This is a genomic window from Magnetococcales bacterium (assembly GCA_015232395.1).
Classification (GTDB): Bacteria; Pseudomonadota; Magnetococcia; order Magnetococcales; family JADFZT01; genus JADFZT01.
In genome coordinates, this window is sequence record JADFZT010000015.1 from 34,776 (window position 1) to 60,094 (window position 25,319).

16 protein-coding genes and 1 pseudogene are annotated in these 25,319 nt (G+C 55.7%); 13 read left to right on the plus strand and 4 right to left on the minus strand.

Translation table 11 applies throughout. The features are described 5' to 3' along the window. Window positions 1–53: 53 nt before the first annotated feature. Window positions 54–620 (plus strand): hypothetical protein, encoded by a 567-nt coding sequence (locus HQL52_06395; GenBank protein ID MBF0369069.1) that lies wholly within the window; start codon window positions 54–56, stop codon window positions 618–620. 49 nt (window positions 621–669) lie between these two features. Here HQL52_06395 and HQL52_06400 read toward each other — a convergent pair whose 3' ends face one another. The 3 genes from HQL52_06400 to HQL52_06410 form a co-directional block, all read right to left on the minus strand. Next, window positions 670–3,450, minus strand: coding sequence for an MMPL family transporter (locus HQL52_06400; protein ID MBF0369070.1), 2,781 nt, complete (start codon window positions 3,448–3,450; stop codon window positions 670–672). Window positions 3,451–3,572: 122 nt separating this feature from the next. Then, on the minus strand, window positions 3,573–4,685 hold the full coding sequence (locus HQL52_06405; protein ID MBF0369071.1) for an outer membrane lipoprotein-sorting protein: 1,113 nt from the start codon (window positions 4,683–4,685) through the stop codon (window positions 3,573–3,575). A gap of 101 nt (window positions 4,686–4,786) precedes the next feature. Continuing rightward, window positions 4,787–6,349, minus strand: coding sequence for a hypothetical protein (locus HQL52_06410; GenBank protein MBF0369072.1), 1,563 nt, complete (start codon window positions 6,347–6,349; stop codon window positions 4,787–4,789). Between the two features lie 331 nt (window positions 6,350–6,680). Here HQL52_06410 and HQL52_06415 point away from each other — a divergent pair, with 331 nt between their 5' ends. From HQL52_06415 to HQL52_06460, 10 genes and pseudogenes are all read left to right on the plus strand, one after another. Then, complete coding sequence (locus tag HQL52_06415; GenBank protein ID MBF0369073.1) at window positions 6,681–7,337, plus strand: paraquat-inducible protein A; 657 nt, start codon at window positions 6,681–6,683, stop codon at window positions 7,335–7,337. Beyond that, window positions 7,334–7,987 carry a paraquat-inducible protein A gene (locus HQL52_06420; protein ID MBF0369074.1) on the plus strand — a complete coding sequence of 218 codons (654 nt, stop codon included), beginning with the start codon at window positions 7,334–7,336 and terminating at the stop codon, window positions 7,985–7,987. Before HQL52_06415 ends, HQL52_06420 begins: the two co-directional genes overlap by 4 nt. Beyond that, complete coding sequence (locus HQL52_06425; protein MBF0369075.1) at window positions 7,965–9,659, plus strand: MCE family protein; 1,695 nt, start codon at window positions 7,965–7,967, stop codon at window positions 9,657–9,659. The genes HQL52_06420 and HQL52_06425 overlap by 23 nt, the downstream gene beginning before the upstream one ends. Window positions 9,660–9,675: 16 nt before the next feature. Further along, window positions 9,676–10,323 carry a membrane integrity-associated transporter subunit PqiC gene (locus HQL52_06430; protein MBF0369076.1) on the plus strand — a complete coding sequence of 216 codons (648 nt, stop codon included), beginning with the start codon at window positions 9,676–9,678 and terminating at the stop codon, window positions 10,321–10,323. A 392-nt stretch (window positions 10,324–10,715) separates the two neighbouring features. Beyond that, complete coding sequence (locus HQL52_06435) at window positions 10,716–11,783, plus strand: NAD-dependent epimerase/dehydratase family protein (GenBank protein ID MBF0369077.1); 1,068 nt, start codon at window positions 10,716–10,718, stop codon at window positions 11,781–11,783. Window positions 11,784–12,014: 231 nt separating this feature from the next. Beyond that, the gene (locus tag HQL52_06440; GenBank protein ID MBF0369078.1) at window positions 12,015–12,365 is read left to right on the plus strand and encodes an Hpt domain-containing protein; all 351 of its coding nucleotides are present in this window, start codon (window positions 12,015–12,017) and stop codon (window positions 12,363–12,365) included. 3 nt (window positions 12,366–12,368) lie between these two features. Beyond that, window positions 12,369–13,544, plus strand: a pseudogene (locus HQL52_06445) (sigma-54-dependent Fis family transcriptional regulator). Window positions 13,545–14,046: 502 nt separating this feature from the next. Further along, window positions 14,047–15,060 (plus strand): ABC transporter substrate-binding protein, encoded by a 1,014-nt coding sequence (locus HQL52_06450; protein MBF0369079.1) that lies wholly within the window; start codon window positions 14,047–14,049, stop codon window positions 15,058–15,060. 75 nt (window positions 15,061–15,135) lie between these two features. Next, window positions 15,136–16,983, plus strand: a complete 1,848-nt coding sequence (locus HQL52_06455; protein ID MBF0369080.1) for a PAS domain-containing protein — start codon at window positions 15,136–15,138, stop codon at window positions 16,981–16,983. 116 nt (window positions 16,984–17,099) lie between these two features. Beyond that, entirely contained in the window at window positions 17,100–17,402 is a 303-nt protein-coding gene (locus HQL52_06460; protein MBF0369081.1) for a hypothetical protein, read from the plus strand. Between the two features lie 146 nt (window positions 17,403–17,548). On the opposite strand, the gene HQL52_06465 is transcribed toward HQL52_06460, so the two are convergent. Further along, the gene (locus tag HQL52_06465) at window positions 17,549–21,610 is read right to left on the minus strand and encodes a CapA family protein (protein MBF0369082.1); all 4,062 of its coding nucleotides are present in this window, start codon (window positions 21,608–21,610) and stop codon (window positions 17,549–17,551) included. Window positions 21,611–22,087: 477 nt separating this feature from the next. Here HQL52_06465 and HQL52_06470 point away from each other — a divergent pair, with 477 nt between their 5' ends. Then, complete coding sequence (locus HQL52_06470; protein MBF0369083.1) at window positions 22,088–23,344, plus strand: hypothetical protein; 1,257 nt, start codon at window positions 22,088–22,090, stop codon at window positions 23,342–23,344. Window positions 23,345–23,346: 2 nt separating this feature from the next. Next, window positions 23,347–25,266 (plus strand): hypothetical protein, encoded by a 1,920-nt coding sequence (locus HQL52_06475; protein ID MBF0369084.1) that lies wholly within the window; start codon window positions 23,347–23,349, stop codon window positions 25,264–25,266. The last annotated feature ends 53 nt before the right edge of the window (window positions 25,267–25,319 follow it).

Here is a 25,319-nt window from a genome sequence, read left to right on the forward strand (position 1 = left end):
GTGCTGGACTTTATTTTTCCTTCCAAAACATCCTGATAACGGGGTTTCAAAACATGCCGGGCATCTCAAAAAATGATCTCCTGACGATATGGGATGAGTTGAAAGCCGACGACCGGATGGCCTCATTCCCCCAAGGGTGGAAGGAACATTTTATCATTTTTTTTGAGGATTTTGCTGAAACCCTGGCCCTGGAGCCTGCTGAATCATTGGAGCTGTTTCAAGAGGCCTTCACCATTTTTTCCCAATGGGGCGATGGCTATCCCGATCCCTCTCTGCTCAGTTATCTGTTGCACCTGAAAAAATATCGCCCAGACTGTTTCCGGCAATATACCGCCAACCATGAAATCCCGGAGGGATTGGCTGAGTGGGTGATCAATAACAAAACCTTTCCTCTGACCCGTGAGATCAATGCCGCCCTCACCTCAAGCCCCAACCCCATGCGGGTGAGAGAAGTTTTTATCGAGCTACAGGAGCAGGTCGATGCCTTTGTCGAAAAACATCACTGCCGCCACATCCTGCCCTACGATGGGCGCTCCACGGATCAGATCTATTTGATGACGGGTCATATCGATCTTATAGTCGATGCCTTGTTGGCCACAGAAACAGACCCTCCCGGCTGAGAGGTCGGGGTGACGGGGAGTCCTGCTTGAAGAGATGCCGGGACCAGATTTATTTTGGCGGGGGAGAAGGGGCTGGCGGGGATGGTTTGGGGGCTTGGGCAGCCATGGATTTGGCCACGGTTTCCACCAGTCGATTGGCCAACACCCGGCTGATATTGAGGTTGAGGTTGGCAATGATGTGGGGAAAAAATTTCATCTTCTGGTTCATGGTCTTATAGTCAAAAATCAACACTTCCACTTCACTGGCCGCCACCACATCCGCCGTGCGTTCGGTCTCCTGGACAAAACCGATCTCCCCGAAGATCTGACCCGGCCCCAGCACCGCTACTTTCATCGCCTCGCCGTTGGCATGGCGGATGATATCCACATTGCCGGATAAAATCAGCGCCATGGAGCGGCCTATGGAACCCTGCTTCACCACCAGATCGCCACTGGCAAAAGTCCGCATCTCCGAAATCAGCACCGCCCGCTTGATCTGAAATTTGGTCATACCGTGGAACAGGGGGCTCTTGTCCAACACATCCTTCTGAATACTCAAGCCAAGAATCTGGGTGATGCCGATCAGGCGTACCCGGGCCATGATCACCGGTGTCACGAGCAAGTCCGCCACCAGGGCAAAAAACATGGCCGCCGCTGAAAGCGCCCCGAACTGGGCAATAATGGTAAAATTGGAAAAAGTCAGAACGCTGAAACCCAGCAACAGGGAAAAACTGGTGGTCACCACCGGCACCACTTCAGCCCGAACCGTCCGCCTGACCGCAAGCCACAGATTGGAAGTCAGACGACACTCCTCGTTATAACGGGAGAGCAGGTGGATGGTATTGTCGATGCCGATGCCGATGGCGATCACCGCCAACATGGCGGTACCCGGGTTGATGGGGATATCCAGAAGGGCCATCAGGCCAAACACCATAATGATGGGAATCAGGTTGGGAACCAGGGAGATGAGCCCCCCCTTCAGGGAGGTGAACATCCCCGACATGATGATAAAAATCACCCCCAACAACATTGCCAGAGACTCCATCTGGCCCAGCATCAGGTTTTGAGCCGCTGAATTGATCATCAGGTTTTCACCCACCACGGACGCATTCACGCCAGTCCCGGAAAACCGCTGCACGGTATGTTTTAAATCCCGGATATAGCGGTTCAGGGTGTGGGAGTCGTGGACGTTGTGGCGTACCATGATGATCGCCTGACGATAATCTTCACTCACATAGTCAGATAAATCCTCGGGATCAAAAAAGAGCAAATACTGTTCGATCATCTCCCGGTTTTCAGGAAGTGTAAAAAACCGACTATCGTTGCGATGGAAAACCTGGTTGACCCGGGAGAGCACATCGACCAGGGATAGGTGGCTGTCATAAATCCCTTGCTGGTCCATATAATCCTCAATCTTGACCAATTTTCCCAAATAAGCCGGATCCCTGAAAACCCCCTCCTTTTGGGACTCCAGGTGGATGAAAAAAACTTTCATCCCGGCCAAATCTTCATGAATCAGATCGGTCTGAACAATCAGGGGTTGATCGGTCTTGAAATAGGAGAGGGGATCGTTGGTTACCTTGAGGCTGGCGGCCTGATAGAGAAAACTCCCCGTCACCAGCAGGGTCACAAACAGGATGGACTTGGGATAGTGGTGGATCAATCCTTCCAGCTCCACAGCCAGATTGGCGGCCCAGCCCTTTTGACCCAAGGAAGCTGCCCCGACATTTTTTTTCACCGGACCAAAAGTCACCAGCATCAGGGGAATCACCAGGACAGTCACCACGGCATTGATGGCCATGGCCAGGGTCGCGGCATAGGCAAAATCCTGAATCAAGCTGATGGAACTCATGGCGTTGCTGGCAAACCCCAAGGCGGTGGTCAGGGTGGTCAAAAAAAGCGGCACCCCCATGTGCTTCATCATAAAATAGATCGCCTGGCGCCGCCCTTCCCGCCCCTTCCCGGGATTCCCCTGAAAATAGGCAGAGAGCATGAAAGTATCCTCAGTGGAGCCGATCACCACCACCAGGGAGGGCAACATGGCACTCAAAATATTGATGGGAATGCCAAGCCATCCCATCAGGCCGAAGGTCCACAAAAGACAGATGGCCGAAGTGGTCAGAGGAATGAGCGCTGCCAAAAAGCTGCGCAAAAAGAACAAGATGGAGAGAATCAACAACAAGCCCGACAAGGGGGCCAGGGTGACCATGTCTGAATAAAGATTGTCCTTTATTTCAGCTGTGACCCGGGGGGAGCCCACCTGAAAAATCTCCTGAAAGGCCCCACCCTGCTCCTGAATAATTCTCTCAAACGCCCCATGTACCCGCTCTTCGAACCCCTCCTGCTGCTGGGGGTCCACCACGCTCACGGTGATGGCCGTAACCTGACCATTGGGGGATATCAGGTTGTGGACCAGCAGCTGATCCTGAACCGCCTTGTTTTGGATTTGGGCGATTTTTTCCGGAATTTCCGGTACCTCTCCAAGCAGTGGCCCAAAGGTGACAGCCCCTTGGGAATAGCCCACCGTCCGAGCTGAAAAAAGGCTTTCCACCTCGCTCACATAGGGCAGGGATTGCAAAGAGTCGTGAATATTTTTCAGGTCGGCCAGGCGCGCCGGGGTCCAGAGGTCGGGATCCCGGAGATAAAAAATGGTTTTGTTGTCGGAGCCAAACCGGTTGACAATGCGATCATAGACGGGCTTGTCGGGATTGGAATCACTGATCAGACTGTTAAAGCTGGTATCCACCTTGAGATCCGGCAGACCCACGGCGGAGAGAACAGAAAACAGAACGAGCAAAAAGAGGGTGACGACCCGATGGTTGGCCCCAAAGAGCATGAAACGCAAAAACATGGCCCAGCTCCGACCTCTTTGACGGTGTGGTGTGGTCCCTGCCGGTCATCCCATCCAAAAGCCCCCTCCGGGCAGGGATACCAACACTTGAAAAAATGCTCAGCAGCCCAACGGCAAGACCATCAGGGCATATGCTTGCGGGAAGCTATCCATCGTTGGCTGAACATTTCCCCCGGGGTGGCGGTCTCGGCAAAATCCCGTTTGAGGGTCTCCAGGGTGGTTTTGTGACCGGTTTGCCGATTTTCCATGACGATGGTATCAGCCCGCCATAAATTTCCGTCCAGTTGCACCGGATCGTTGTTGAATTGTTGTTTTATCAAAACCCCCTCTTTTCGATCGTAATATTCAATCGAAGTCACAAAGAGAGACTCTTTGGCGATCAACAAGCGGCGAAATCGGTAGGGGGAGAGTTGTTGCAACCTCTCCTCCTGTAAAAAAGCATCCACCACATAACAACGCCCCCCGGCACAGGGGCGATCCCCTCTACGAACGTAGTGGTATTTATCCGGGTTTTCAGCCAACAGATCCTCTGGGGTAAAGTCGATACCCATGAAGCGCCCCTCCCCGCCGCCCCCAGGCATCATGCGCACCATCTGGCCCCCCAGGCTGGGGAGATAGACCCACTGCTCCCCGCCTTTTTTTCGGAGCCGGATCAGAAGAGCCACCCCCTGAACGGCAGCAGGTTCATCCAGAATCAGAAGATATTTTTGCAGATCCGGATCATCCAAGCGCTGGAAGCGCCGCCATTTGCGTTCCAGGGTTCGTCCCCTTGGATCCAATCGGCTGACACGCTGCTCCACAAATTCAAAGGGGCGCTGGTGACGGGCAATCGTGTGCGCCATAATCTGGGGAGCGGTGATTCCCTCGTCATCTTCCTCCGAAAGCAGCCCGGATGCTTGGCCCTCTTCCACGCCCACCTCTTGTGCCAATACTGTCTCTTGGGCTGGTGCCGCTCCTTGTGCCGATTCCGTCCCCTGCACCAGCGTTGCCCCAGCCAGGGTAGAGGCCGCAATCCCGGTGGTTTTATCCAGCGTCAGACCGGTGATGGGGGTCGTGGTAATCCGGGCACCACTCGCCAAAGCCAGCCCAGGGACGGGAGCTGCGATAATCCGGCTGGCTTGGTTGAGCTTGTGATCGCCCCCCCCCTTCTCTGGGGTGGACTCGTCGGCCACAGCCACACCGATGGAGCAGATGAGCCAGCCAAGAACACACCACAGCTTACCTCTCCCTTTCATCGATACCATTCCCTCCCCAAAATGGTCTCTACGCTTGAAAAGCCCGACGATCCGTCATCCATTCAGGATAGCAACGAAAAGCCGGACTTGTCAGGGCTCGGTCAGTTCACCTCTTCATCGTCCGGATAGCCGTGTTTATTTTCCATCAGGATGGAACTACCCAGATCGAGGATAAAGTTGACCGGTTTTTCTGCGGTTTCCCCCACTCCATTGCTGCCATCAGCTGCGACCTCCCCTTGGGATTGAGCCTCTACGCCTTGGGCGACAGCCTCTTCCTCAAGATTGGGCATGGCTCTGTTTTCGGTATTTGAAGGCAGAGCCGGTGCAGAATCAAGCTCTTCATCCGGGTAATCTTCAGCCAAGATTTCATCCAAAATTTGAATGGGTTCAGCAGGCAAAAAACTGGCTGCGGCGGGCATTTTCAAGGTGGCTATCTCCACACCCAGGTCCCTCAGACGGCTTTGGGTAAGGGGAGAGAGTTGACCGTTGGTCCAGAGGATTTTGCCCTTTGTTCCCGGGGAGTCCGGAAAGCCATCCATCCAACCGGCCATCTTTTGGGTCCAGGGGAGATAGTCGGCCCAGAGTGGCAAAACCTGGTGCTGATTTTCATCTTGGAAAAACACGACATCGTTCAGGATTTCAATGGACAAAACCCGGGCCTGCCCTTCCTGATATGCCAAAATCATCTCAGCGACTCTTTGATCCTGGCGGCAGCTTATTTCATTGGTGGCGCCAGCTGTCTTGCGGATAAAGTCATCCCGTCCCGTCACCCCTTCAAGCCGGGCCATGGCATCCACCAAAATGGTCTGATGACGGGGGGTGCAGTGATCGTGGAGAAGAAAGTCCTCAACCTCTGATTCGGTCATACCGATTTTTACCAACGCCTCGCCATTCATGGTCATCAGGGTGGAAGGAGATTTTTCCTTGAGCACATCCTGGACATAGCCGGTGGCGTTGACGGTGGTGAGGGCGATTTCAGCAGCTGGACCGATGGGCGCTACAGACATGGCAACAGTGACGGTGGCCTTCCCGGCAAACTGCGCCCAGGTGAGATCGGTCAGCTCCTCCTGCAACAAGGGGTTACTGGTGTAGGGATCGACGTTCAACTGGGCAGCCAGCTTGCGTTTGGCAGAATTAAAACCCACCAACTCTTTCATGCCAGCCATATCGTCACGCTCATCCTCAGGCCCCTTGCCCCAGTTTTTGATGGCGTTGTTCAAATCCTCCCAGGCTTGGCCCACCCCGGCAGGAATATCCTTCAGGGTCTTGACCGGATCCCGAAGAATATTTTCGGAGATGGTCAGGGGCATCACAGCCGCATTGGCCAGGGATTGCATATAGGCGTCGGTTTTTTTGACCGTGCGAATGGCCGCAATCGCCTCGATCTCCCGAGCACTCTCCACCAATCGATCATCACCGTTGGCGGATAGATTTTGAATGGCGGAGGTGAGGCTGTAGCCATTCATCCGGCCATCGTTGGTCACCTCTGGTTCAATCCGATAATGTTCCCCGACCAAAGCCTCAGCTCCCAAAAGATCGACCGCCTGGAAGGTAGGTAAGGGTTCGAAAGTCTCGGCCGGAAGCGTCGCCGCACTCCCCGGAAAAAGCCCGAGTGAACACAAGAAAAAAAGCACTGCCGAAACAGGAGAGAAAAATCGTTGCATGGTCTACTCCGAAAAAATGGAAAAAAAGCCTGAATCAATGGTGGTAAACCCGACACCCCCCCAGGCTCCCAAAAGGGCCTTCGTCACAAGCCCCCTCAGAAAAAAATCCGGTCTGGCAATCGGACCGGAAATGAGAATGGAGCAGTTTAACCGATATCCCTGGGGAGTTACCCGAAAAATCGCTTGGACTTACGATCCGGGCCAAAACCCGATACAAACCATTTTTCAGGCGAATTCCTCTGCCGGAAGGGGCGCAATTCAGGTATATTATCGGTCAATATGGTTAAAAGCATCGCCAACCATCACCATGGCCGACCATCAAAATTTGACGATGACTTCCTCCACTCTGAAGGTCAAAAAAGGCCTGATCGCCTGCCACGAATGCGATCTGCTACACCGGGAAGCCCCTCTCCCCAAGGGGGGAGAAGCGGTGTGTGTTCGCTGTGGCACCCTGCTTATGCGGGATATTCCCAACAGTATCGACCGCATCCTGGCCCTTTCCTACAGCGGCCTGATTTTTTTTGCCATCTCCAATCTTTTTCCCATCCTGACCCTGCGTACCGGGGATCGAATCAGTGACTGCACCCTTTTTTCCGGTAGCATGGCCCTGTGGGAAGCGGGTATGGGGGAGTTGGGGGTGCTGTTTTTTTTCACCACCCTTCTGGCTCCTCTCTTCACCTTCATCGGCTTGATATTTATTTTTCTACCCCTAAAATTCAACAAAACCCCCAGCTATCTGGTACCGGCTTTCAAGGCTATCCTCGCCATCGAACCCTGGGGTATGGTGGGGGTGTATATACTTGCGGTGATGGTCGCTATCGTCAAACTGGTGGATATGGCCACGGTGATTTACGGTTATGCCCTCTATTCCTGGTTCGTGCTGCTCTTTATCACGGCCAAAGTGATCTCCTCCCTGAACCCTAAAATGGTCTGGGACAGAGTGGATTATTCCCTGGAATCCACCAACCAAGCGAGCCCACCCTCTTGAACCAACACACCCTCACAGCAGCCCGGGCAGGCCTTCTCAGCTGCCACACCTGCGACCTGCTGGTGGAAAAACCGGATGGGCAGGAGAGCCACCATCTCCACTGCCCCCGTTGCCACTCCGCCCTGCACAGCCGCATCCCGGACAGCCTTTCCAAAACCTGGGCCTTGGTTTTGACCGCCTTTATTCTCTATATTCCAGCCAACCTGTTGCCGGTCATGACGGTGATCCAACTGGGCTCCGGGGCACCAAAAACCATCCTCGGGGGGGTGATCGCCCTTTATGAAGCCCAGATGTGGCCCCTGGCTCTGATCGTTTTTGTCGCCAGTGTGGTGGTTCCCCTGATGAAGCTCCTGGTGCTCATTTATTTACTCATCTCGGTTCGCTCCGGCTCCCGGGACCGCCTGATGGACCGCACCCAACTCTACCGGGTGGCGGAAACCTTCGGCCACTGGTCCATGGTGGATGTTTTTCTGGTGGGTATTTTGGTATCGGTGGTGCAGCTGGACGCCCTGGCCACCATCGAACCGGGGCTTGGAGCCTCTTTTTTCGGCGCTGTAGTGGTCATCACCATGTTTGCTGCCAAAACGTTCGATCCCAGGCTGATCTGGGATGTATTGGAGGAGAGGAATGGAAAAAGGCAGCTTGGATGATCTTCCCGTTGACGAACTTCCCCAGGTGCAAACCAAATCCGGGGGAGGTCGCATCTCCCTGGTCTGGATCATTCCTCTGGTGGCGACACTGGTGGGTGGCTGGCTGGCTTATAAGACCCTCGCCGAACAGGGTCCGCTGGTCACCATCACCTTTCGCAACGCTGAAGGTTTGAAGGCGGGCAAAACCCTCATCAAACACAAGGATGTGGAAATCGGCAAAGTGGAATCCGTGGAGCTGAGCGAAGATTTTTCCCACGTCAAGCTCCGCGCTCGCCTGAGCCCATCCACAGCCGATGCCCTGACCGGCAATACCAAATTTTGGGTGGTGCGCCCCCGCATGAGCCTGCGAGGGGTCTCCGGATTGGGTACCCTGTTGGGAGGGGCCTACATCGAAATGGAGCCGGGCAAGGGACCACCGAAAAAAACCTTTGCCGGATTGGAAACCCCCCCCGTGGTCCGGGCCGATACTGCCGGGGTTAAATTTATGCTGGAGGCGGATACCCTGGGTTCCCTCGAAGCGGGCACGCCGATCTATCACCGGGATATCCAGGTGGGTGAAATTCTCCACTATGAAATGAACGAAGACAACAAAGGGGTCAGCATCCACGCCTTTGTGAAGATGCCCCACTCCTGGTTGGTGCGGTCCAACACCCAGTTTTGGCGGGCGAGTGGGGTGGATGTCTCTCTGGATTCCGAAGGTTTTCGTCTCCGTACCGCTTCCCTGGAACGACTCCTGATGGGGGGCATCGCCTTCAACACCCCCGAAACCCTGGAAGAGGCCCCGGTGATCCAGGATGGCCACCGGTTTCCGTTATATACCGATCAGGAATCGATCCACGAACAGGGCTACACCCGCAAAGTCTCCTTTGTGCTCTTTTTTAATGGCTCGGTGCGGGGTTTGAGCATCGGGGCTCCGGTGGAGTTCAAGGGGATCAAAATCGGCCTGGTCACCGACATCAATCTGGAATATGACATCGGCAAGAGCACCTTCCGGGTGCCGGTTCTGGTGCAGATTGAGCCGGAGAGAGTCCGGGAAATCAACAGTGACGGCTCCCCCACCGGGCCGGGTTCCGACGCCCTGCTGGAAGAGCTGGTAGCCCGGGGTTTGCGGGCGCGTTTGACCACCGGCAGCTTTCTCACCGGACAGCTCTTTGTGGAGCTGGATCTCTTCCCGGACGCCCCCATTCTGCTTACCGGGGGATCCAAACAGTATCAGGAGCTGCCCACCATTCCCTCCAGCATTGAGGAGATCACGGCTTCAGTGACCGATTTCCTCAAAAAAATTCAGGCACTCCCCTTGCAGAAGATGTCTGACGAACTGGTGGAAATTTTGGAAGGGGTCAACAAATCGGTCAATGCCCCGGAAGTGCTCGACAGCATTAAATCTCTGGACGCCGCTCTCAAAGAGATCGATCTGGTGGCGAAAAACATCAACAAGGATGTCATTCCCACAGCCGGAGAACTCACGAAAGTCCTGAAAGCTGCTGAAAAAACCCTGAAGCAGGTGGATCAGACCTTCGCCTTGGTAGACAAGACAATTGCCCCCCAATCCCCGCTTTATTATAACGTGGTGGATTCCGCCAAGGAGTTGCGAAACATGGCCCGTTCCATTCGTGCCTTTGTGGATCTCCTGGAACGCAACCCACAATCCCTGCTGTTGGGCAACGACTAAAGAGGCATTCACGGCCATGGCACCCACTTTTTCACGCGCTTCCCTCTTGATATCGGCACTTGTCGCCGTGCTCCTGACCGCCTGCTCCGTGGTTCAAAACAAGGTGGAGATCCAATATTTCGTTCTCAATCCAGCGGTCGACAGCTTGTTGGAGGGGGTGGATTATGAAAAAACCAAAGCGTTGGCCGTGGAGCTGGGACCGGTGGAAATCCCCAACTATCTCAACCGCCCCCACGTGGTGACACGCCAAGGGGAAAGCTCTTTGCACTTTCAGGACAACTATCAATGGGCCGGTTACCTGAGGGAAAACATTTCCCGGGTTCTCTCCCGAAATCTGGCTCAAAATCTTGGCATCAGCCAAGTACGCATACTCCCGGGAACCCGGCTCCCTGATGCCGACTATCGCATCGAAGTGGATATTGAAACCTTTGAGCCGGATGCCACAGGAGCCGTTTACCTTTCGGTCCAATGGTGGGTTTTTGAGTTGGACGACGATGTCCCTTCCATCTCAAAAACAACCCACCTGCGCAGTGAAGCCCTTGAGGTGGTCAGCTATCCCAACATGGTCAATGCCATGAGCCACACCTTGGGCCTTTTTTCCCAGGAGCTGGCCCGGGGGCTGGTGGCGCTGGAGATGGAAATCCCCCGCCAGGCGATCCCCTGACCCGCCCCCGATATCGTCTCTTTTTTCAGCTGACCTGCTTAAGATCCAAATCTGAAACATCCCCCGGCGCGCTTCAGGCTTGAACCCAAGCTTACGGGTTCCCAACCCACCTGGGCGCCTCCTCCCCTTCCCGCCCCTCTTCGCCAACTCTTGGCCGACCCCATCTATTTCAGAGTTTCCCCCCCTCCCAAAGCCCGGTTTATCCCATTCCTTGAAAGATCAGTTGCATTTTGCAAAGCAATTTGCCGAAAGCCCTTCCTTCATCCAAGCCATCATCACAACAGACTGAATTATAACAACAATTTTTTTGGCCGCCAATTTGCGGTTCTTTATTGCAAACAGCCGATTCACAGTTATTACCATTGATTTGAGACGGAGGAAAGGAGCCTATCATGGCCCATTATCTGGTTACCGGCGGGTGTGGATTTATCGGATCTCACCTGGTGAAAGCCCTTCTTGAGAAGGGTGACAGGGTGCGTATTTTGGATAACCTGGCTACCGGACAAGTGGAAAACGTGCCTGAAGCGTGTGAGATGATCATCGGCGATGTTGCAGACCGAGTGACCGTTGCCCGAGCCATGGATGGCATCGATGGCTGTTTTCATCTGGCAGCCGTGGCCTCCAAGCCCCGCTCCAACGAGGTGTGGTACGATGCCCATCGGATCAACCTGTCAGGAACCATCAACATTTTTGATGCTGCCCGCCGACCGAAGAGCGTGGTGCCCGTGGTCTATGCCTCCTCAGCAGCGGTGTATGGTGACAATGCCACACCCCGTTTGAAGGAAAATGACACCACCCACCCTCTGAACACTTTTGCGGCCGACAAGCTTGGCTGTGAACTCCATGCCCGAGCCGCTTTTTTGATGCATGGTGTCCCCACCACCGGTTTTCGTATTTTCAATGTTTACGGTCCCCGACAGGATCCAAAATCTCTCCATTGCGGCGTGATCTCCCTGTTTACGGACCGCATCCAGGATAATCTGCCCCTGATCGTCCACGGTAACGGCCATCAGGTGAGGGATTTCATCCATATATCGGATGTGGTGACTTTTTTACTGGCTGGCATGAACCGCATGCCTTCAAACTATCGGGTTTTCAACCTCTGCACCGGTCAGCCCACCGCCATCAAAGACCTGGCATTGACCCTCTTTTCCATCTTCGGTCAAGATCCGGATATTCGCCACGTTCCCAGTCGTCCCGGTGAAATTCGCACCTCGGTGGGAGACCCCACTTTTGCGGCAAAAATGCTCGGGGTCAAAGCCACCCTGGGGATCGTAGAAGGGCTGCGCCAGACCCTTCCCGGTTGGAAGCCATCCGATGAACCGCCCTCACCTCAGATTCCAACCCTTTCCCCCAATCGGGTCAAGCAGCCACGGGAAAACCTGCTTCGACCCTCCGGATTTTTTTCTCCTGACCCTTTTTTCCAAAGATCCCACACCATCCTGCTACAGGAGTCGTAAAATGCAGAGAATGGAGCAGACAAAAGATCAAAAAAGAGGCTAAAAACGCATGAGGCAGGTAAAAAGCAGTCGTCAGATCAACCAACGTACCTGGGAAAAGCAGCCTTATCTGGTTTATCCTGACTTTTAAGGTCATATTTTCCACAACTGTGGATCAAAATGGGATCAAGCTGGAAAATCGGCCACCTTTCCCATGCTCTGCCAAACAGACAAACCACCGGAAAGCCTGCCATGGATCATCCTCTGAATCTGGACATCTTGGCCCGACTCAAACGGGATACCCCTGGAGGAGGGGTCGCCAGGCTGATAGACCTCTTTATTGAGGAGACCCAAACCCGGATCGAATCCATCGCCCAAGCCATTATGGCCGGAGAGATTGTTCGTCTGGAGCATGAGGCCCACACCCTGAAAAGCACGGCGGCCACTTTTGGTGCGGCGCTCCTGGAAATAACCGCCAAAGAGCTGGAAACAGCCTGCAAAAACCAGCAGATGGAACAAGCCGGGGAGCTGGCCCGACAAATTCCCGGCCTGTTCACCGCCACCCGCGAAGCCTACGGGCACTATCTGCAATCGGCGGACTAAGCCATGCCTGCCCCCCCACAACCCACCATCCTGTTGATCGAAGACAGCATCTCCCTGGCCACCCTCTATCAGGAATATCTCCAAAACGAACCCTGGCAGGTGTCCCATGTCCCAACAGGTCAGGAAGCCTTGGTTAATATCGCCGACCATCTCCCCGACGTGATACTCCTGGACCTCAAGCTCCCCGATATCAACGGCATGGAGATTTTAAAACAGATCCATGAAGCCAACCTGCCCACGGTGGTGATCATCATCACCGGCCACGGCTCCGTGGATGTGGCGGTGGAGGCGATGCGCTACGGGGCGTTTGATTTTCTCGAAAAACCCTTCAATGCCAAACGGCTGTTGGTCACGACCCGCAATGGCGTCAAACATCAGGAGCTGACCCGCACGGTTGCGACCTATCAGGAAAATTTTGATCGCAGCGGATTTCACAGCTTCATTGGATCCTCCCTGGCCATGCAGGGGATCTACCGCATCATCGAAAGTGCCGCTCCCAGCACCGCCACGGTTTTTATTACCGGCGAGTCCGGCACCGGCAAGGAGCTGTGTGCCGAAGCACTCCACAAAGAGAGCCCTCGCCGCCACAAGCCTCTCGTCACCCTCAACTGCGCCGCCATCCCCAAAGATCTGATGGAGAGCGAAATTTTTGGGCACATTCGGGGGGCTTTTACCGGTGCGGTGGGAGACCGCCAGGGAGCGGCCAATCGTGCTGATGGCGGTACGCTGTTTTTGGATGAAATCGGCGAGATGAACCTGGATCTGCAAAGCAAGCTGTTGCGCTTTATCCAGACCGGCACCTTTCAAAAGGTGGGCTCGGGGCGGATGGAAAAGGTGGATATCCGCTTTGTTTGCGCCACCAACCGCGATCCCTGGAGAGAGGTTCAGGAGGGACGTTTTCGGGAGGATCTCTACTATCGACTCAATGTCATCCCCCTCCCCCTGCCCCCCCTGCGGGAGCGCCAGGGAGATGTCCTGCTGATCGCCGCCCGTTTTTTAAAGGAATATGCCCAACAGGAACAGAAACGATTCGAGCGCTTTTCCCGGGAGGTGGCCCACATTTTTCAACGCTTTTCCTGGCCGGGAAATGTCCGCCAGTTGCAAAATGTCGTACGCAACATGGTCGTTCTCCATGACGGATTGGTGGTGACCAAGGAGATGCTCCCCCCACCCCTGGACGCCCTGACAGCTCCATCTGCCCAGCCTCCCACAACCACCTTTCCCAACCATGGTGCTCAAGGCTCGACTGGATTCACCTCCACCGAAGAGCACCTTTCCCCACACTCCCCCCAGGAGTTGATTGCAGGAGAGGATCCGTTGGCACCAGTCAGCCCCTCTCATGGGGAGCCCGGCAGCGGATCAAACAGCCGGGAAGAGCAGTTCGTTGAGCAACCCTCGACGCCGATGATCAAACCCATGTGGCAGGTGGAAAAAGAGGCCATTGAGGAGGCCATCCGCATCACAGATGGCAACATCCCCCAGGCAGCGGCCAAGCTCGAAATAAACCCCTCCACCATCTATCGCAAGCGCCAAAGCTGGAAACAGGAAAAAACCTGAACATATCTGTAGACTGGGGGTCTGAAGAGAGTAGATTAATAAGATGGACTCCAAACAGGACAACCAACAACCCACTGACCAAGATTTGCCCATCTATCCCCCAATCCTGGAAGAATCAAAAGCCATGGAAAATAAACAGATCAACACCCACCCGTGTGCCCATGATCGATCCCTGCCACTCCCCCCCCTCTTGGCAACCCTTATATTGATCGCCGGGATGCTCTTTTCCCTCTCGGGGATGGCGGCTCCCGTGCTACGAGTCGGTACCAATGTCTGGCCCGGTTATGAACCTCTTTATCTGGCCCAGGATCTGGCCCGCAATTCGGGTGACAGGGAGTGGGCCAAAAACGTACGCCTGGTAGAATATCCTTCGGCGACTGAAGTATTGCGGGCCTTTCGCAACAAAGCCCTGGAGGCGGCCGCCCTGACTCTGGATGAAGTCTTGGTGCTCAAACAAGCGCGGATTCCCGTCAAGGTGATCCTGGTGATGGATGTCTCCCACGGGGGAGATGTGATCCTGGCCCAAAAGGAGATCCAAACTTTCAGCGATCTCAAAGGCAAACGCATCGCCGTGGAAAGCAGCGCCTTGGGGGCTTATGTCCTGACCCGGGCTTTAACCATTCACGGCCTGAGCCTGGATGAAATTGAAATCGCCCACACCGACGTCAGCGCCCATGAGGAGGCTTTTTTGGCAGGCCAGGTGGATGCGGCGGTCACCTTCGAACCCGTGCGCACCAAACTCCTGAAAGCGGGTGCCCGGGAACTTTTTACCAGTCGGGAGATCCCCAACGAAGTGGTGGATGTGCTGGTGGTGCACGAAGAGGCGTTAAAGAGCCATCGGCAATCGGTTCAAAAAATGGTTTCCGGCTGGTTTGGAGCGTTGGATTATTTCGAAGATCAGCCCAAGGCAGCCGCCACCATCCTGGCTCGGCGGCTCAAGCTGACTCCGGCGGAGGTTTTGGCCAGCTTTGATGGACTGCACCTGCCGAATCTGCCTGAAAATCATCAGATGATCGGCGGGACAAACCCCAGCCTGACCGAAACCCTCAAACGACTGCGTGAAACCATGGTTTCCCAGGATCTGCTCTCCCCCCGGGTCAACCCCAAAGGACTCCTGACCAGTGCGCATCTTCCTTAAACACCCCACCTCCCAAATGGAGCGACCCATCCCAACCGGTGGATTTTATCCAGTGGGGGTCCTGGAGAAACTGTCATGATTCGGGGCCTTCCCCTACGCATACTCATCCCCCTGGTGGTGGCTCTGTTTGCCCTGTTGTTCAACGGTGCGTCCTATCTTTCCACCCGCCATCTGGTACATGAAGAGATCAACCAGGCCACCCTGCTGGAAGTGCGCAACCGTCTCAATCTGATTCAGGGGAGCATTCAACGTTTTTTGCGCCTGGACCACGTGGACGGCATTCGCCAGATCGTCTCCTCATTTGGCACTGAGCTGGATCTGGTGGTGATTTTTATCACCGACGGCGAGGGAATCATTCAATCCTCCACCCGGCAGGAGGATGAGACCCGGGCTTGGCAGGAGACCCCCTTTCCCCTGGATAAAGCCACCGTGGCCAAAGTGCTCGACACCCAGGTGGCGCAAACGAAAATTTCCCACGACCAACATTGGATTCAGGGCTATTACAGCATCTGTGGTGCAGGCAGCGCCCGCTCCCTCAGACCCAAACAGTGCGGCTTTCTCTATTATCAATCCGATTTGAGCTACCACCGGCAGATGACTGACGATTCCCTGCTGGAGCAGGCGCTTTTGACCGGAACCGGCATCGCCATAGCCGTGATGGCGCTGATCATGCTTTTTCATCTGCGCATCACCCGGCGCATCACCCGATTGGTCACCGTTCTGGAAGCCTTTGCCAACGGTAATCGCGCCATTCGGGCCGATGTCCAGGGAGCCGATGAACTCACCCGGATCGGCACCGGGGTCAACCGCGTACTGGATCATCTGCAACAGGAAGAGAGCGCCCTACGCAAAAGCGCCAGCCAACTCGCCCAGGCCCAACGCATCGCCCACATCGGCAACTGGGAGTGGGATATCAGCCACAACCGGATCGAGTGGTCCCAGGAGGTCAACCGTCTGTTTGGTTTGGAAGAGCCATCCTCCCACGACTATGACACCTATTTTTCCCGGGTCCATGTGGAGGATGTCCCCGCTGTGGAAAGAGCGATGGAGGCTGCTCTTTTGAGTGGGGAGGGGTTTGATTTTGAACATCGCATCACCCGACCGGATGGGATGATCCGGGTGGTACAGGAGATCGGTGAAATCACCCGTAATACCGATGGCGAAGCCATATTCCTCACCGGAACGGTCCAGGACATCACCGAACGCAAAAAAGCCGACCGGCTCAAAAATGAATTTGTCTCCACGGTGAGCCACGAACTGCGCACCCCCCTCACCTCCATCTATGGGGGCCTGAAAATGGTGCTGGCCGGGGTGACCGGAGAGCTGCCGCAAAAGGCCCACAAGCTGCTGACCCTGGCCTACAACAACAGCGAACGGCTCAACCTGTTGATCAACGATATTCTGGATATCCAAAAAATCGAGTCTGGGCGAATCAGCTTGCAATTCCAACCTCTGGATGCCGCCGCCCTGGCTCGCCGGGCATTGGCTGAAAATGCCGGGTATGGCGAAAAATTTGGTGTGCGATATCATTTTCTGGAGCCCATTCCGGAAGGGATCATGGTCAGAGGCGATGAACACCGCCTCTGCCAGGTGTTGGCCAATTTTCTCTCCAACGCCGCCAAATTTTCCCAATCAGGTGATGCCGTAGAGGTTCGGGTAGAGCCGGAAGGGGATTCGGTCCTTTTTTCGGTCACCGATCATGGTTCGGGCATTCCGGAAGAGTTTCAACCCCGGGTGTTCCAAAAATTTGCCCAGGCCGACTCTTCCGACACCCGACAAAAGGGCGGAACCGGTCTGGGTCTCTCCATCACCAAAGCACTGGTGGAGAGCCACCATGGCCAGATCGGCTTTGCCACCCGGGCGGATGAAGGCACCACCTTCTTTTTCCGCTTGCCCCGGTTGCGCCTTGATCCCGAAGCCTAGATCACCTCATCCTGCGCTTTTCTCACCCTCGTGCCACTCTCTCGATCATCTGGAAGAGTGCCCCCTTGGGAGAGATTAACTCTTGCCCCCTCCATCCATTTTGGAATGATCAAAACGTGAGCCGAAAACGAACCCGCCACACCACCCTGACCGAAAAAGCCAATCAGGTGAGTCGGGCGTTAAAAAAAGGGGGCTGGCTGGTACATCCCGGCCCCATCGATGCCCGTGGTGGTCGAGGGGGAGACCTTCGAGTCAAGATCAACGCTGAAAGTGGCCGAGTGCGCATCCGGGTGGCGGGGGGTGGGGTGCAGGAGCTGTTTCTCTATGGCCCGGTTGAGTTGAATCGGGTGGTGGAGAGCATCTCAACAGCGTTGGGCGCCACCGCCATCGAGTCGGTCAGTGGGGCAGAAAAAATCTAGGCTCACCATTTGTATGCCATCCGGGTAGCCGGAATCTTGTTTGGATCCCCGATCAACTGACAGAAAGCCCCCAACCAACCCCTTGATGGCCCCCGATCAAGCCCCTTATCAGCACCTCCTCACAAGCTTCTCCATTCCAACCCCCCTCAGCCTGCCGGAAAATAATTGAGCAAAATTTCCAGGTAGGAGCCGGTTTTGTCCCGCCCCTGGGTAACCCCCTTGGCAAACCGATCGGGATCGGGGCTTTTTTCCTGAAGGAGTGCGACCACCTCTTGAAATCGACGACGGCTGACAAAGCGGGGTTGATAGCCGGTGCGCCGGTTGTCGCTCAAGGTGGGGTAGAGGCGCAAGCGTGGCCGCACCCCCTCCCCCTCGGCCTTGACCATCAGGCGCGCCACCAGGCCATAGGGGGGGGCTTTGACCTTTTGGTAGCGGCCCGGGGAGTTGAATACAAAGTTACCCAGGCTATAGATAATCCAGCACCCTCCCCGCTCCTCCACCTCCTGCAACATATGCCCGCCGTGGCCCAGGATGAGATCCGCCCCCGCCTCTGCCAACCGGTCCGCCTGGCGGGTTTGACGCTGGGACTTCCAGGCATAGTTTTGCCCCCAGTGGAGAAAGGCGATAACGAACACCCCGGGATCGGCGGCTTTGAGCCGGGCAATCCGATCACCCAGCTTGTGTTCCCCAAGAGGACAAAGCCCCCCCTCGGTAGCCGTCGCATAGGTGCGATATTTGCGTCGATAATCGGGCCGGGTTTCAAAAGCCCCGAACACCGCAAACCGAAAAGGTTTTCCCCCTACCCGAGCTTGGGCGATAAAGGGCTTGGCAGAGGCTTCATAATCGGAACCTGCACCAAAGAGATGGATCTGGTGTTGGTTTAAAATGTCCAGAGTCTGGTTGAAACCCTCGCGGCCATAGTCGAAGGTGTGATTGTTGGCCAAGCTCACCACCCGAATGTTGTGGGCCAGCAGTTCCCGAGGGGTTTTTTCCACATCCCCCCAGTGGACATACTGCTTGGTTTTTTTGAAAGGGGACTCCGGCAAATCGGTCAGGGGGGTTTCCAGATTGGCGATCACCAAATCGCTTTTAAGCAGACTCTCCCGCATCTTGGCCAAAGAGTGTCCATAGCCCTTCTCCTTGAGCACATTCCCCCTCCCCCGAGCCTCCAGGTCCGCCTGATAGTTTTCTCCAAAGCCGGTATCCCCCACAAAGAGCATATCCAATTGGTTAGGCTGTCCGGTTTTTTCAAGCACCAGGGTGGGCGTTGTATCGACAACGGGAAGTGCGGCTCTCTTGATGGCTTCGGCTTCGACAGGAGCTTGATCGGAAGGAGCTGGAATCTCTGGCTGGGGGCTTGCCCGGGAGGATTTGACCTTCACAACCCCGCCCGGCTCTTTCAACGCCTTCACCAATCGATCAATGGGGGGCAGGTGGAAGGAGCCTTTGACCAGCACGATATCGTCAGCTCGAAGTTCCTGCAAAACCGCCGCCGTAAAACGCTCCGGATCCTCCCCATGAAAGCCCTGCTGCCCAACGGGAACCCTCTCCCGCAGATAGGCCATATCCTCTCCCGTGGTGAAGAGCCGCGCCACCCCGGCTGCGATCACCTCATCGGCACATTCAGCATGCAGCTGGGCTGATTTGCGACCCATCTCCCGAAAGGCCCCCAACACCGCGATACGCCCCCCCTGCCCCTGGGGCTGCTGCATGGCCAGCACCTTGAGAGCCGCCTTCAGGGAGCCTGGATTGGCGTTATAGGTGTCGTCGATCAAATGAATCTGCCCGCCCTTGAATGGCAGAGTGAGGCGCTCCATACGCTTGGGCATGTTGCCAAGAGAAGCCATATCCCGAGCCGCCTGCCGCCAATCACCGCCAGCTGCTTCCACCGCAGCCAACACCGCCAGGCTGTTGGCGATCATATGTTCCCCGGCGAGAGAAAGATCGTAGGTAACCGGCTTGCCAAAAACCGTCGCTTCTACCCGACTGCCAGTGGCTGCCAGGGTGCTCTCCACCAGGCGCACGTCCGCTTCCCGATGGCGACCATAGGTGACAACACGCAGATCCTCCCGCTGCTCCGCTCTGTTTTTCAATCGGGAAAAGAGCTGCATATCCCGGTTGAGGATGGCTGTTCCACCCGGCTCCAAACCATCGATCACCTCCCCCTTCTTATCCGCGACCCCTTCCAGGGTATGGAAGTAGACCATATGGCCCCGCTGAATTTCGGTGATGATGACCACATGGGGGCGGACAAAATGGCTCTTGTCCGCTGCGGAAACGGCAATTTCAAACACCCCATAATCCAAATCCGGCGGGGTGAGGATGAGGGTTCCGGCAATCCCCCGGGCATGGTTGCGGTTTTGAATGGTGGAGCCGGTCCGGCCCTGCTTTCTCAAGATGTGCTTCAAGGTTTCGATGGTGGTGGTTTTGCCGACACTGCCGGTGATGGCGATCACCCGGCCCTGAAACCGCTCCCGGGCGGCACGGGTGAGATCATCCAGGGCCTGACGGCTGTCATCCACCAGCAGCAGCGGTTTATCTTTGGGCAGCTCCCTGGGAATCTTGTGCACCACCGCCATGGCGGCTCCATCCTTGAAAAACTGGGAAACCTGCCGACTTAGCGAAGGCCATTTTTTGAGGCCATCCCATTTGCGATCCCACGTCCGGCTCCATTTGGGGTTGGTGGTGAACATCAAATTGCCCACATGTTCATCCCCTTCCCCGGGACCAAAATCCAAAAATTTATAATATTCCACATGGGAAAAGCCTTTTACTTCCAGGTCATCGCCATTCTTGGAGATCCAGCGCCCATTCACCGCCCGGGCAATTTCCGCCCCGGTCCAGAGGGTTTTTTTTCTTTTTCGTCTCTTTATCCCCCCGCTACCTGCTCTTTTTTTATCGGACACCGAACCGTTCGGAGATAAGGAGACCTGCTTCCGAGCCGCCTCTTTCTTCGGCAGATTTTTTTTCTCCGGAATGGCGGTTTTCTTCGGGGCAGCCTTTTTCTCCAATGTCTTGGCGGTCGACCCCTGATCACCCTCCTTCGCATCTGAAATCAGTGGTGCGGATGGCTTGGATGCCCCCTTGCCCCGCTGTTGCCGATAAAGATCAATCCATCCCACCACTTTTGAGAGGTCATCACATAACAGCGTCAGCCACTCCCCGGGACGGGTATTCAGGAGGGCCAACTCCAGAGCTTGATTCGAATCCGCAGCCTGGCAGATACGCTCCCGGGAAACCCCCTCCTGCAACAGCCAACCCACCCCCGCCTCCCCCACACAGATGTATCGGCTGGCCTGCTTCTCCACCCCATCCCACACACTACGACTCTCCCCCTCCACCTTCCCTTTTTCAGTCAACAATGCATTGAGCCTCGCTGCCTTGCCTGAAAGCTTTTGGGAAAGGGTTAAAACCGGCTTGATCCCAGAAGGATCCCCCACCTGGGCCACCACACCGCGAAAGGCAAACCCCCGAATCATTTCAATAGCCAAAGGGCGCGCCAACAGCTCCCTGGTGAGAGTGCGAATACCCAGGATGATTTTTTCTGGTGGCATTCCCAGCATCCAAGCCAGGGCCGAGGCGTGCAGAGCCATGCGTGGCAGCAACCCCTTCCCCTGATTGAGGTGACCGACAACGATGGCAAAGAGGGGTCGCCCTTTATCCCAATGAATCAGCGCAGGTCGCCCCTCATGGGAGGCCAGGATAACGGTGGGATGGCCCTTGTCTCTGTGGCGCTGCATGTGCTGGTTTTCTGAGTCCGCAGAAAAGAGGCAGAGGCGTTGGGCTGGATAATCTTTGGTGAGGGCCAAAACGTTGGGGTCGTCGCCATTGATCACCACCCCCTTGCTGGCCGTTTGCATAATGCGCTGTAGAGCGTCGTTGGAGCTGGATTTTTTCCGGCTTCCTGAAGCGTCCTCCCCCACAGCCCCGAGGATGGCCGCTACGGTACAGGTATCCCGACCAAGCCCCCCTTTCGACACCTCCCTGGGGCGCGCTTCCCCAACAACCACACTCACCGATCGATCCCCAACAAGCCGCACCAAACCCTCTGATATATCCTGGGGAGGAGCCCCCTCACACCCGGATACAAAGGTGCCGCCACTGGTAGTCAACCCCACCCGCTCTCCAGCCAGGGTCAACAGATGCGCCAGGGCGTTGGCCGTGCGTCGGCGATTTCGCAACCCGGAAACAATGATCAGGGGTAGCACGCTATCCGTCCCAACCGGGAGCGGTTTTTGCCTTTTGGAAAAATCCTTCATAGCCATCCCTGACCCGTTAAATTCAACATCAACATGAGGCCGTGGCGATTCACTGCCGAACTCAAAAAAACAGGCTGCCACAGAGCGGTGGAGTGTAGCGAATCACGTTTCCATAACAAAGCCATCAGAGGGAAAATCAGAGGGGAGGGTGAAATTCAGTTTGCAGGTTTTGCTTTCAGCTTCGGGGATATTCAGCCCTCGTTTTATTCCAACAATCAACCTGACACCTGCATGCCTTTGAGTTCTCAATATTTCATCTATATTCCCAAGGCTTTGGTAAAACGGCAGGAAGCGGTATTGAACTCTTGCGAACGGAAAAAAAAGCGGGCAATGTTCTCCCATTCGCCAAGCCTCTGCCTGTTCCAAGGAAAAGGGGCTTAAACCGACCCCTGGCGCGGGTCGACACCAGCCATGGATCATTGAAAAATGCCCTATTCAGATATCACCGGAGACATTCCCCTGGAGGAGATGCCCGCCTGGGCTAAAAGCCACCTGGAAAAGCTGGTGTGGAAAAAGCACGACCGCTCCATCCTGCTCAACCGGAAAATCCTGCTCCACTCCTTGGCCCTGGGTCGTCAATTTTTGCTCAACAACCAAAAAGCCGCAGGCAATTTCAATTATCAATACGATTTTGTCTCAGGTCGTCTGGATACCGACGACAATCAGGTACGCCAAGCGGGTACCACCTGGGGGCTGGCGCTGATCAACCAATATGACCCCACCCCCACCGGGCTTGGGGCTTTGGAAACAGCGCTGGATTTTTTCGGCAAAAATACCCACCCCGGCCCGGCCCCCGGCTCCCTGCTCATCACCTATCCGGGGATGGACAAATGCGACACCGGCACCGTTGCCTTGGTGACCCTGGCCCTGATTGAATATTTACGGATGGACAAAGGCCCCAACGCCATGCTTTCGGAGGGGGAGCGACAAAAGTTCAGCGAGCGCTTGGACGGCCATCTGGCGTTTTTATGCTACATGCACCAGGATAGTGGCCACTTTTCCAAATCCCTCAACTTAAAATCCAAAAAACGCCACCCCCGCTCCAGCCCCTATTTCGATGGAGAAGCCCTCCTCGCCATGATCAAGGCCGCCCGCTATCTGGATCGCAGCGAGCTGATTCCCCTGATCGAAGAATCCGCCATGGCCATGGCCAAATTTTACACCCATAGCCAGTGGCAAAAAAAGATCGACAACACCACCACCAAGGGCTTTTTCCAATGGAGCTGCATGGCCTATTGGGAATATCAGGATGCGGGCTGGAAAGATGCCGACACCTTCGGCGATCTGCTCCTCTCCCTGGCCTGGTGGATGATCCACTCCCATCGCACGCTTTCCCGGGGGAAAAATACCGGTTATGTCTTTGAAGGATTGATCCCGGCCCTGCTGGTGGCCAAGGCCCGCAACCACGAAGCCGCCATCCACGATCTGGCCCACACCATCGATATCGGTCTGCGCAAGGTGACCAGCTGGCAGGTAGGCGGCCCCCTTCAACGGCGCAACGCCCTGCTCACCTCCCGGCCCACCTTTGACCCCCTCGCCTTTGGGGGCATCATGAACGCCCGCCAGGAACCCATTTTGCGCATTGATGTGGTGCAGCACCAAATGCACTCGGTGGTTCAAGCCCTGCGTCACATCTACACCGCTCCCCCGGCCAAGGGTACCTCCAGCCGGGTAGCCAGCTAGAGATGGCCACGCCAGATGCCATCCAGAAGGGGGCTGGAACGCCAACACCCGGGGATCTGGAAAAAATCACCCTGCCATCCCCAGCGTCTCCTTTGGCTGGCCCCATTCTGGCCGCGATCCGCACCGCTCTGATCACCGGCGAAAAGCTCCCAGAAACCCTGGATCCTTTTGATCTGGGAGTGGATGGCAACACCCGCCAGGGTCGGATATTCATCACCCTGTTTCAGCCAGGGTTGAGGCCTCTTATCGGGAGCTCCCAACGCAAGGGATTTACGGATAGCCTCAATGGGGCCATCGGTCGTCTGCGCAGGCGGCCCCGCTATGCCGATTTTGATCCAACCAGCAGCCAGAATTGCCGAATTTTGCTGGAAATTATCGTCAGGGAGCAGACCACCACCCTGGAAAAAATGCAGGACACTCTGGCGTTCGGCCCCCACCGTTTTGAGCCAGGCATTACCGGCCTCACGGTTAAGCTCAAAGGGGAAACCCGACACTATCCCCCCACCCTGGCCGTGATCCGGGGCCACCGCAGCCTGAGACAAACACTCTCCCATCTGGCCCAACAGCTCAACATCCCTACACAGGAGGAGTTGGCTGAACACCCCGTGGCATACACCCTGTTGACCAGCCGCGCCTTTGTCACCTACCAGGAGCAGGCCCTTTATCTCTACCGAGGCCTCCCCTCTCCCCCACCGCTGACCCCGAACGCCCTGAAATATCAACTCACCCAAAGCGGACGCTGGCTGTTGGAGCATATGCAGGAGGATGGCCGGTTTCTCTACTATTACCACCTGGGCAAAGATTCCGAGCGGGACCACCATTTTCCGAACAAGCCCGATTTTTACAACATTGTTCGCCATGCCGGAGGCGTGTTTGGATTACTCCGATATTATGAACGCCTCCAGGATCCAGCCTATCTTAAAGCATCACGGGGGGCGTTGATCTATCTGGAAAAGCAGTGCCGAAACCATGCTACCACCCTGGGTGAGGGGTGCTATGTCTACTACAACGCCAAGGCCAAGCTGGGGGCCAGCGGGCTCACTCTGGTGGCCATGGCGCTCTATCGGCGGCTCTCCGGGGATACCAGCTTTGATCAAACCCTCCACGGCTTGGCCCGGCATATCATCTCCCGCATCCGCCCGGATGGAGAATTTCTCGGCTTTTACATCCACCCCCGTCACAATCGGGGCAACCCCATCATCAAAACCGGCCCCAAACTCCGCAAAAAGCTCTTCTCCTTTTTCTACCCGGGAGAAGCGCTTCTGGGGCTTGCCTATTTTGTCAACTGGTGTGAACCCGACCCCAAGCTGGCAGCAGCTGTCCGCAAGGGAGCGACCAAAGCCTTGGATTTTTTGGTCCACATCCGCCCGGAACGCTATCAGGATCTCTATTCGACCATTCCCTCGGATGCTTGGTATATGCAGGCCATTGAGGCGTGGTGGGATGACCCTGAAATGCGCAACCCGGAGTGGAGCAAAGCCGCTCTGGTGGATGCGCAAAAGATGATCGAAAAAATGTATAAACCGGGAGAGACCCCCTACCCCGACTATACCGGCACCTATGCTTCCCGTTTCGGTAAGCTGGGCACCCATTATGGCAGCCTTGGCGAAGGGGTGGTGGCGGCTTTTCATCTGGCGAAAAAAACCGGCCAGCGCAACCTCGCACAAAAAATCCGCCAGGCCCTGCGCCTCCAGGCCAACGCCCTGCTCTCCACCTTTATCAGCCCCGAAGCCGGTTATCTCTGCCGCCAACCGGACAAAGGCATCGGGGCGATCCACTTCAAGATCAACCAGAGATGGACCCAGGTGGATGCCGTGCAGCATACCGGCTGTTTTTATGCCCGCTATCTGCCCCTGCTGGAAAAAAGCTCGGTGGTTGGCAAAAGACGCGCCCAGAATAAAAGAGCGCATAGCCAACCTTAAATGAGTCGCCAGCCTTAAACGTATCTGGCCTCTCAAGGGGTAGATGCCGATAA

Coding starts and splice junctions, on each gene's coding strand:
- HQL52_06395 (MBF0369069.1), top strand. CDS start 54: ATGCCGGGCATCTCAAAAAATGATCTCCTGACGATATGGGATGAGTTG.
- HQL52_06400 (MBF0369070.1), bottom strand. CDS start 3,450: ATGTTTTTGCGTTTCATGCTCTTTGGGGCCAACCATCGGGTCGTCACC.
- HQL52_06405 (MBF0369071.1), bottom strand. CDS start 4,685: ATGAAAGGGAGAGGTAAGCTGTGGTGTGTTCTTGGCTGGCTCATCTGC.
- HQL52_06410 (MBF0369072.1), bottom strand. CDS start 6,349: ATGCAACGATTTTTCTCTCCTGTTTCGGCAGTGCTTTTTTTCTTGTGT.
- HQL52_06415 (MBF0369073.1), top strand. CDS start 6,681: ATGACTTCCTCCACTCTGAAGGTCAAAAAAGGCCTGATCGCCTGCCAC.
- HQL52_06425 (MBF0369075.1), top strand. CDS start 7,965: ATGGAAAAAGGCAGCTTGGATGATCTTCCCGTTGACGAACTTCCCCAG.
- HQL52_06430 (MBF0369076.1), top strand. CDS start 9,676: ATGGCACCCACTTTTTCACGCGCTTCCCTCTTGATATCGGCACTTGTC.
- HQL52_06435 (MBF0369077.1), top strand. CDS start 10,716: ATGGCCCATTATCTGGTTACCGGCGGGTGTGGATTTATCGGATCTCAC.
- HQL52_06440 (MBF0369078.1), top strand. CDS start 12,015: ATGGATCATCCTCTGAATCTGGACATCTTGGCCCGACTCAAACGGGAT.
- HQL52_06450 (MBF0369079.1), top strand. CDS start 14,047: ATGGAAAATAAACAGATCAACACCCACCCGTGTGCCCATGATCGATCC.
- HQL52_06455 (MBF0369080.1), top strand. CDS start 15,136: ATGATTCGGGGCCTTCCCCTACGCATACTCATCCCCCTGGTGGTGGCT.
- HQL52_06470 (MBF0369083.1), top strand. CDS start 22,088: ATGCCCTATTCAGATATCACCGGAGACATTCCCCTGGAGGAGATGCCC.
- HQL52_06475 (MBF0369084.1), top strand. CDS start 23,347: ATGGCCACGCCAGATGCCATCCAGAAGGGGGCTGGAACGCCAACACCC.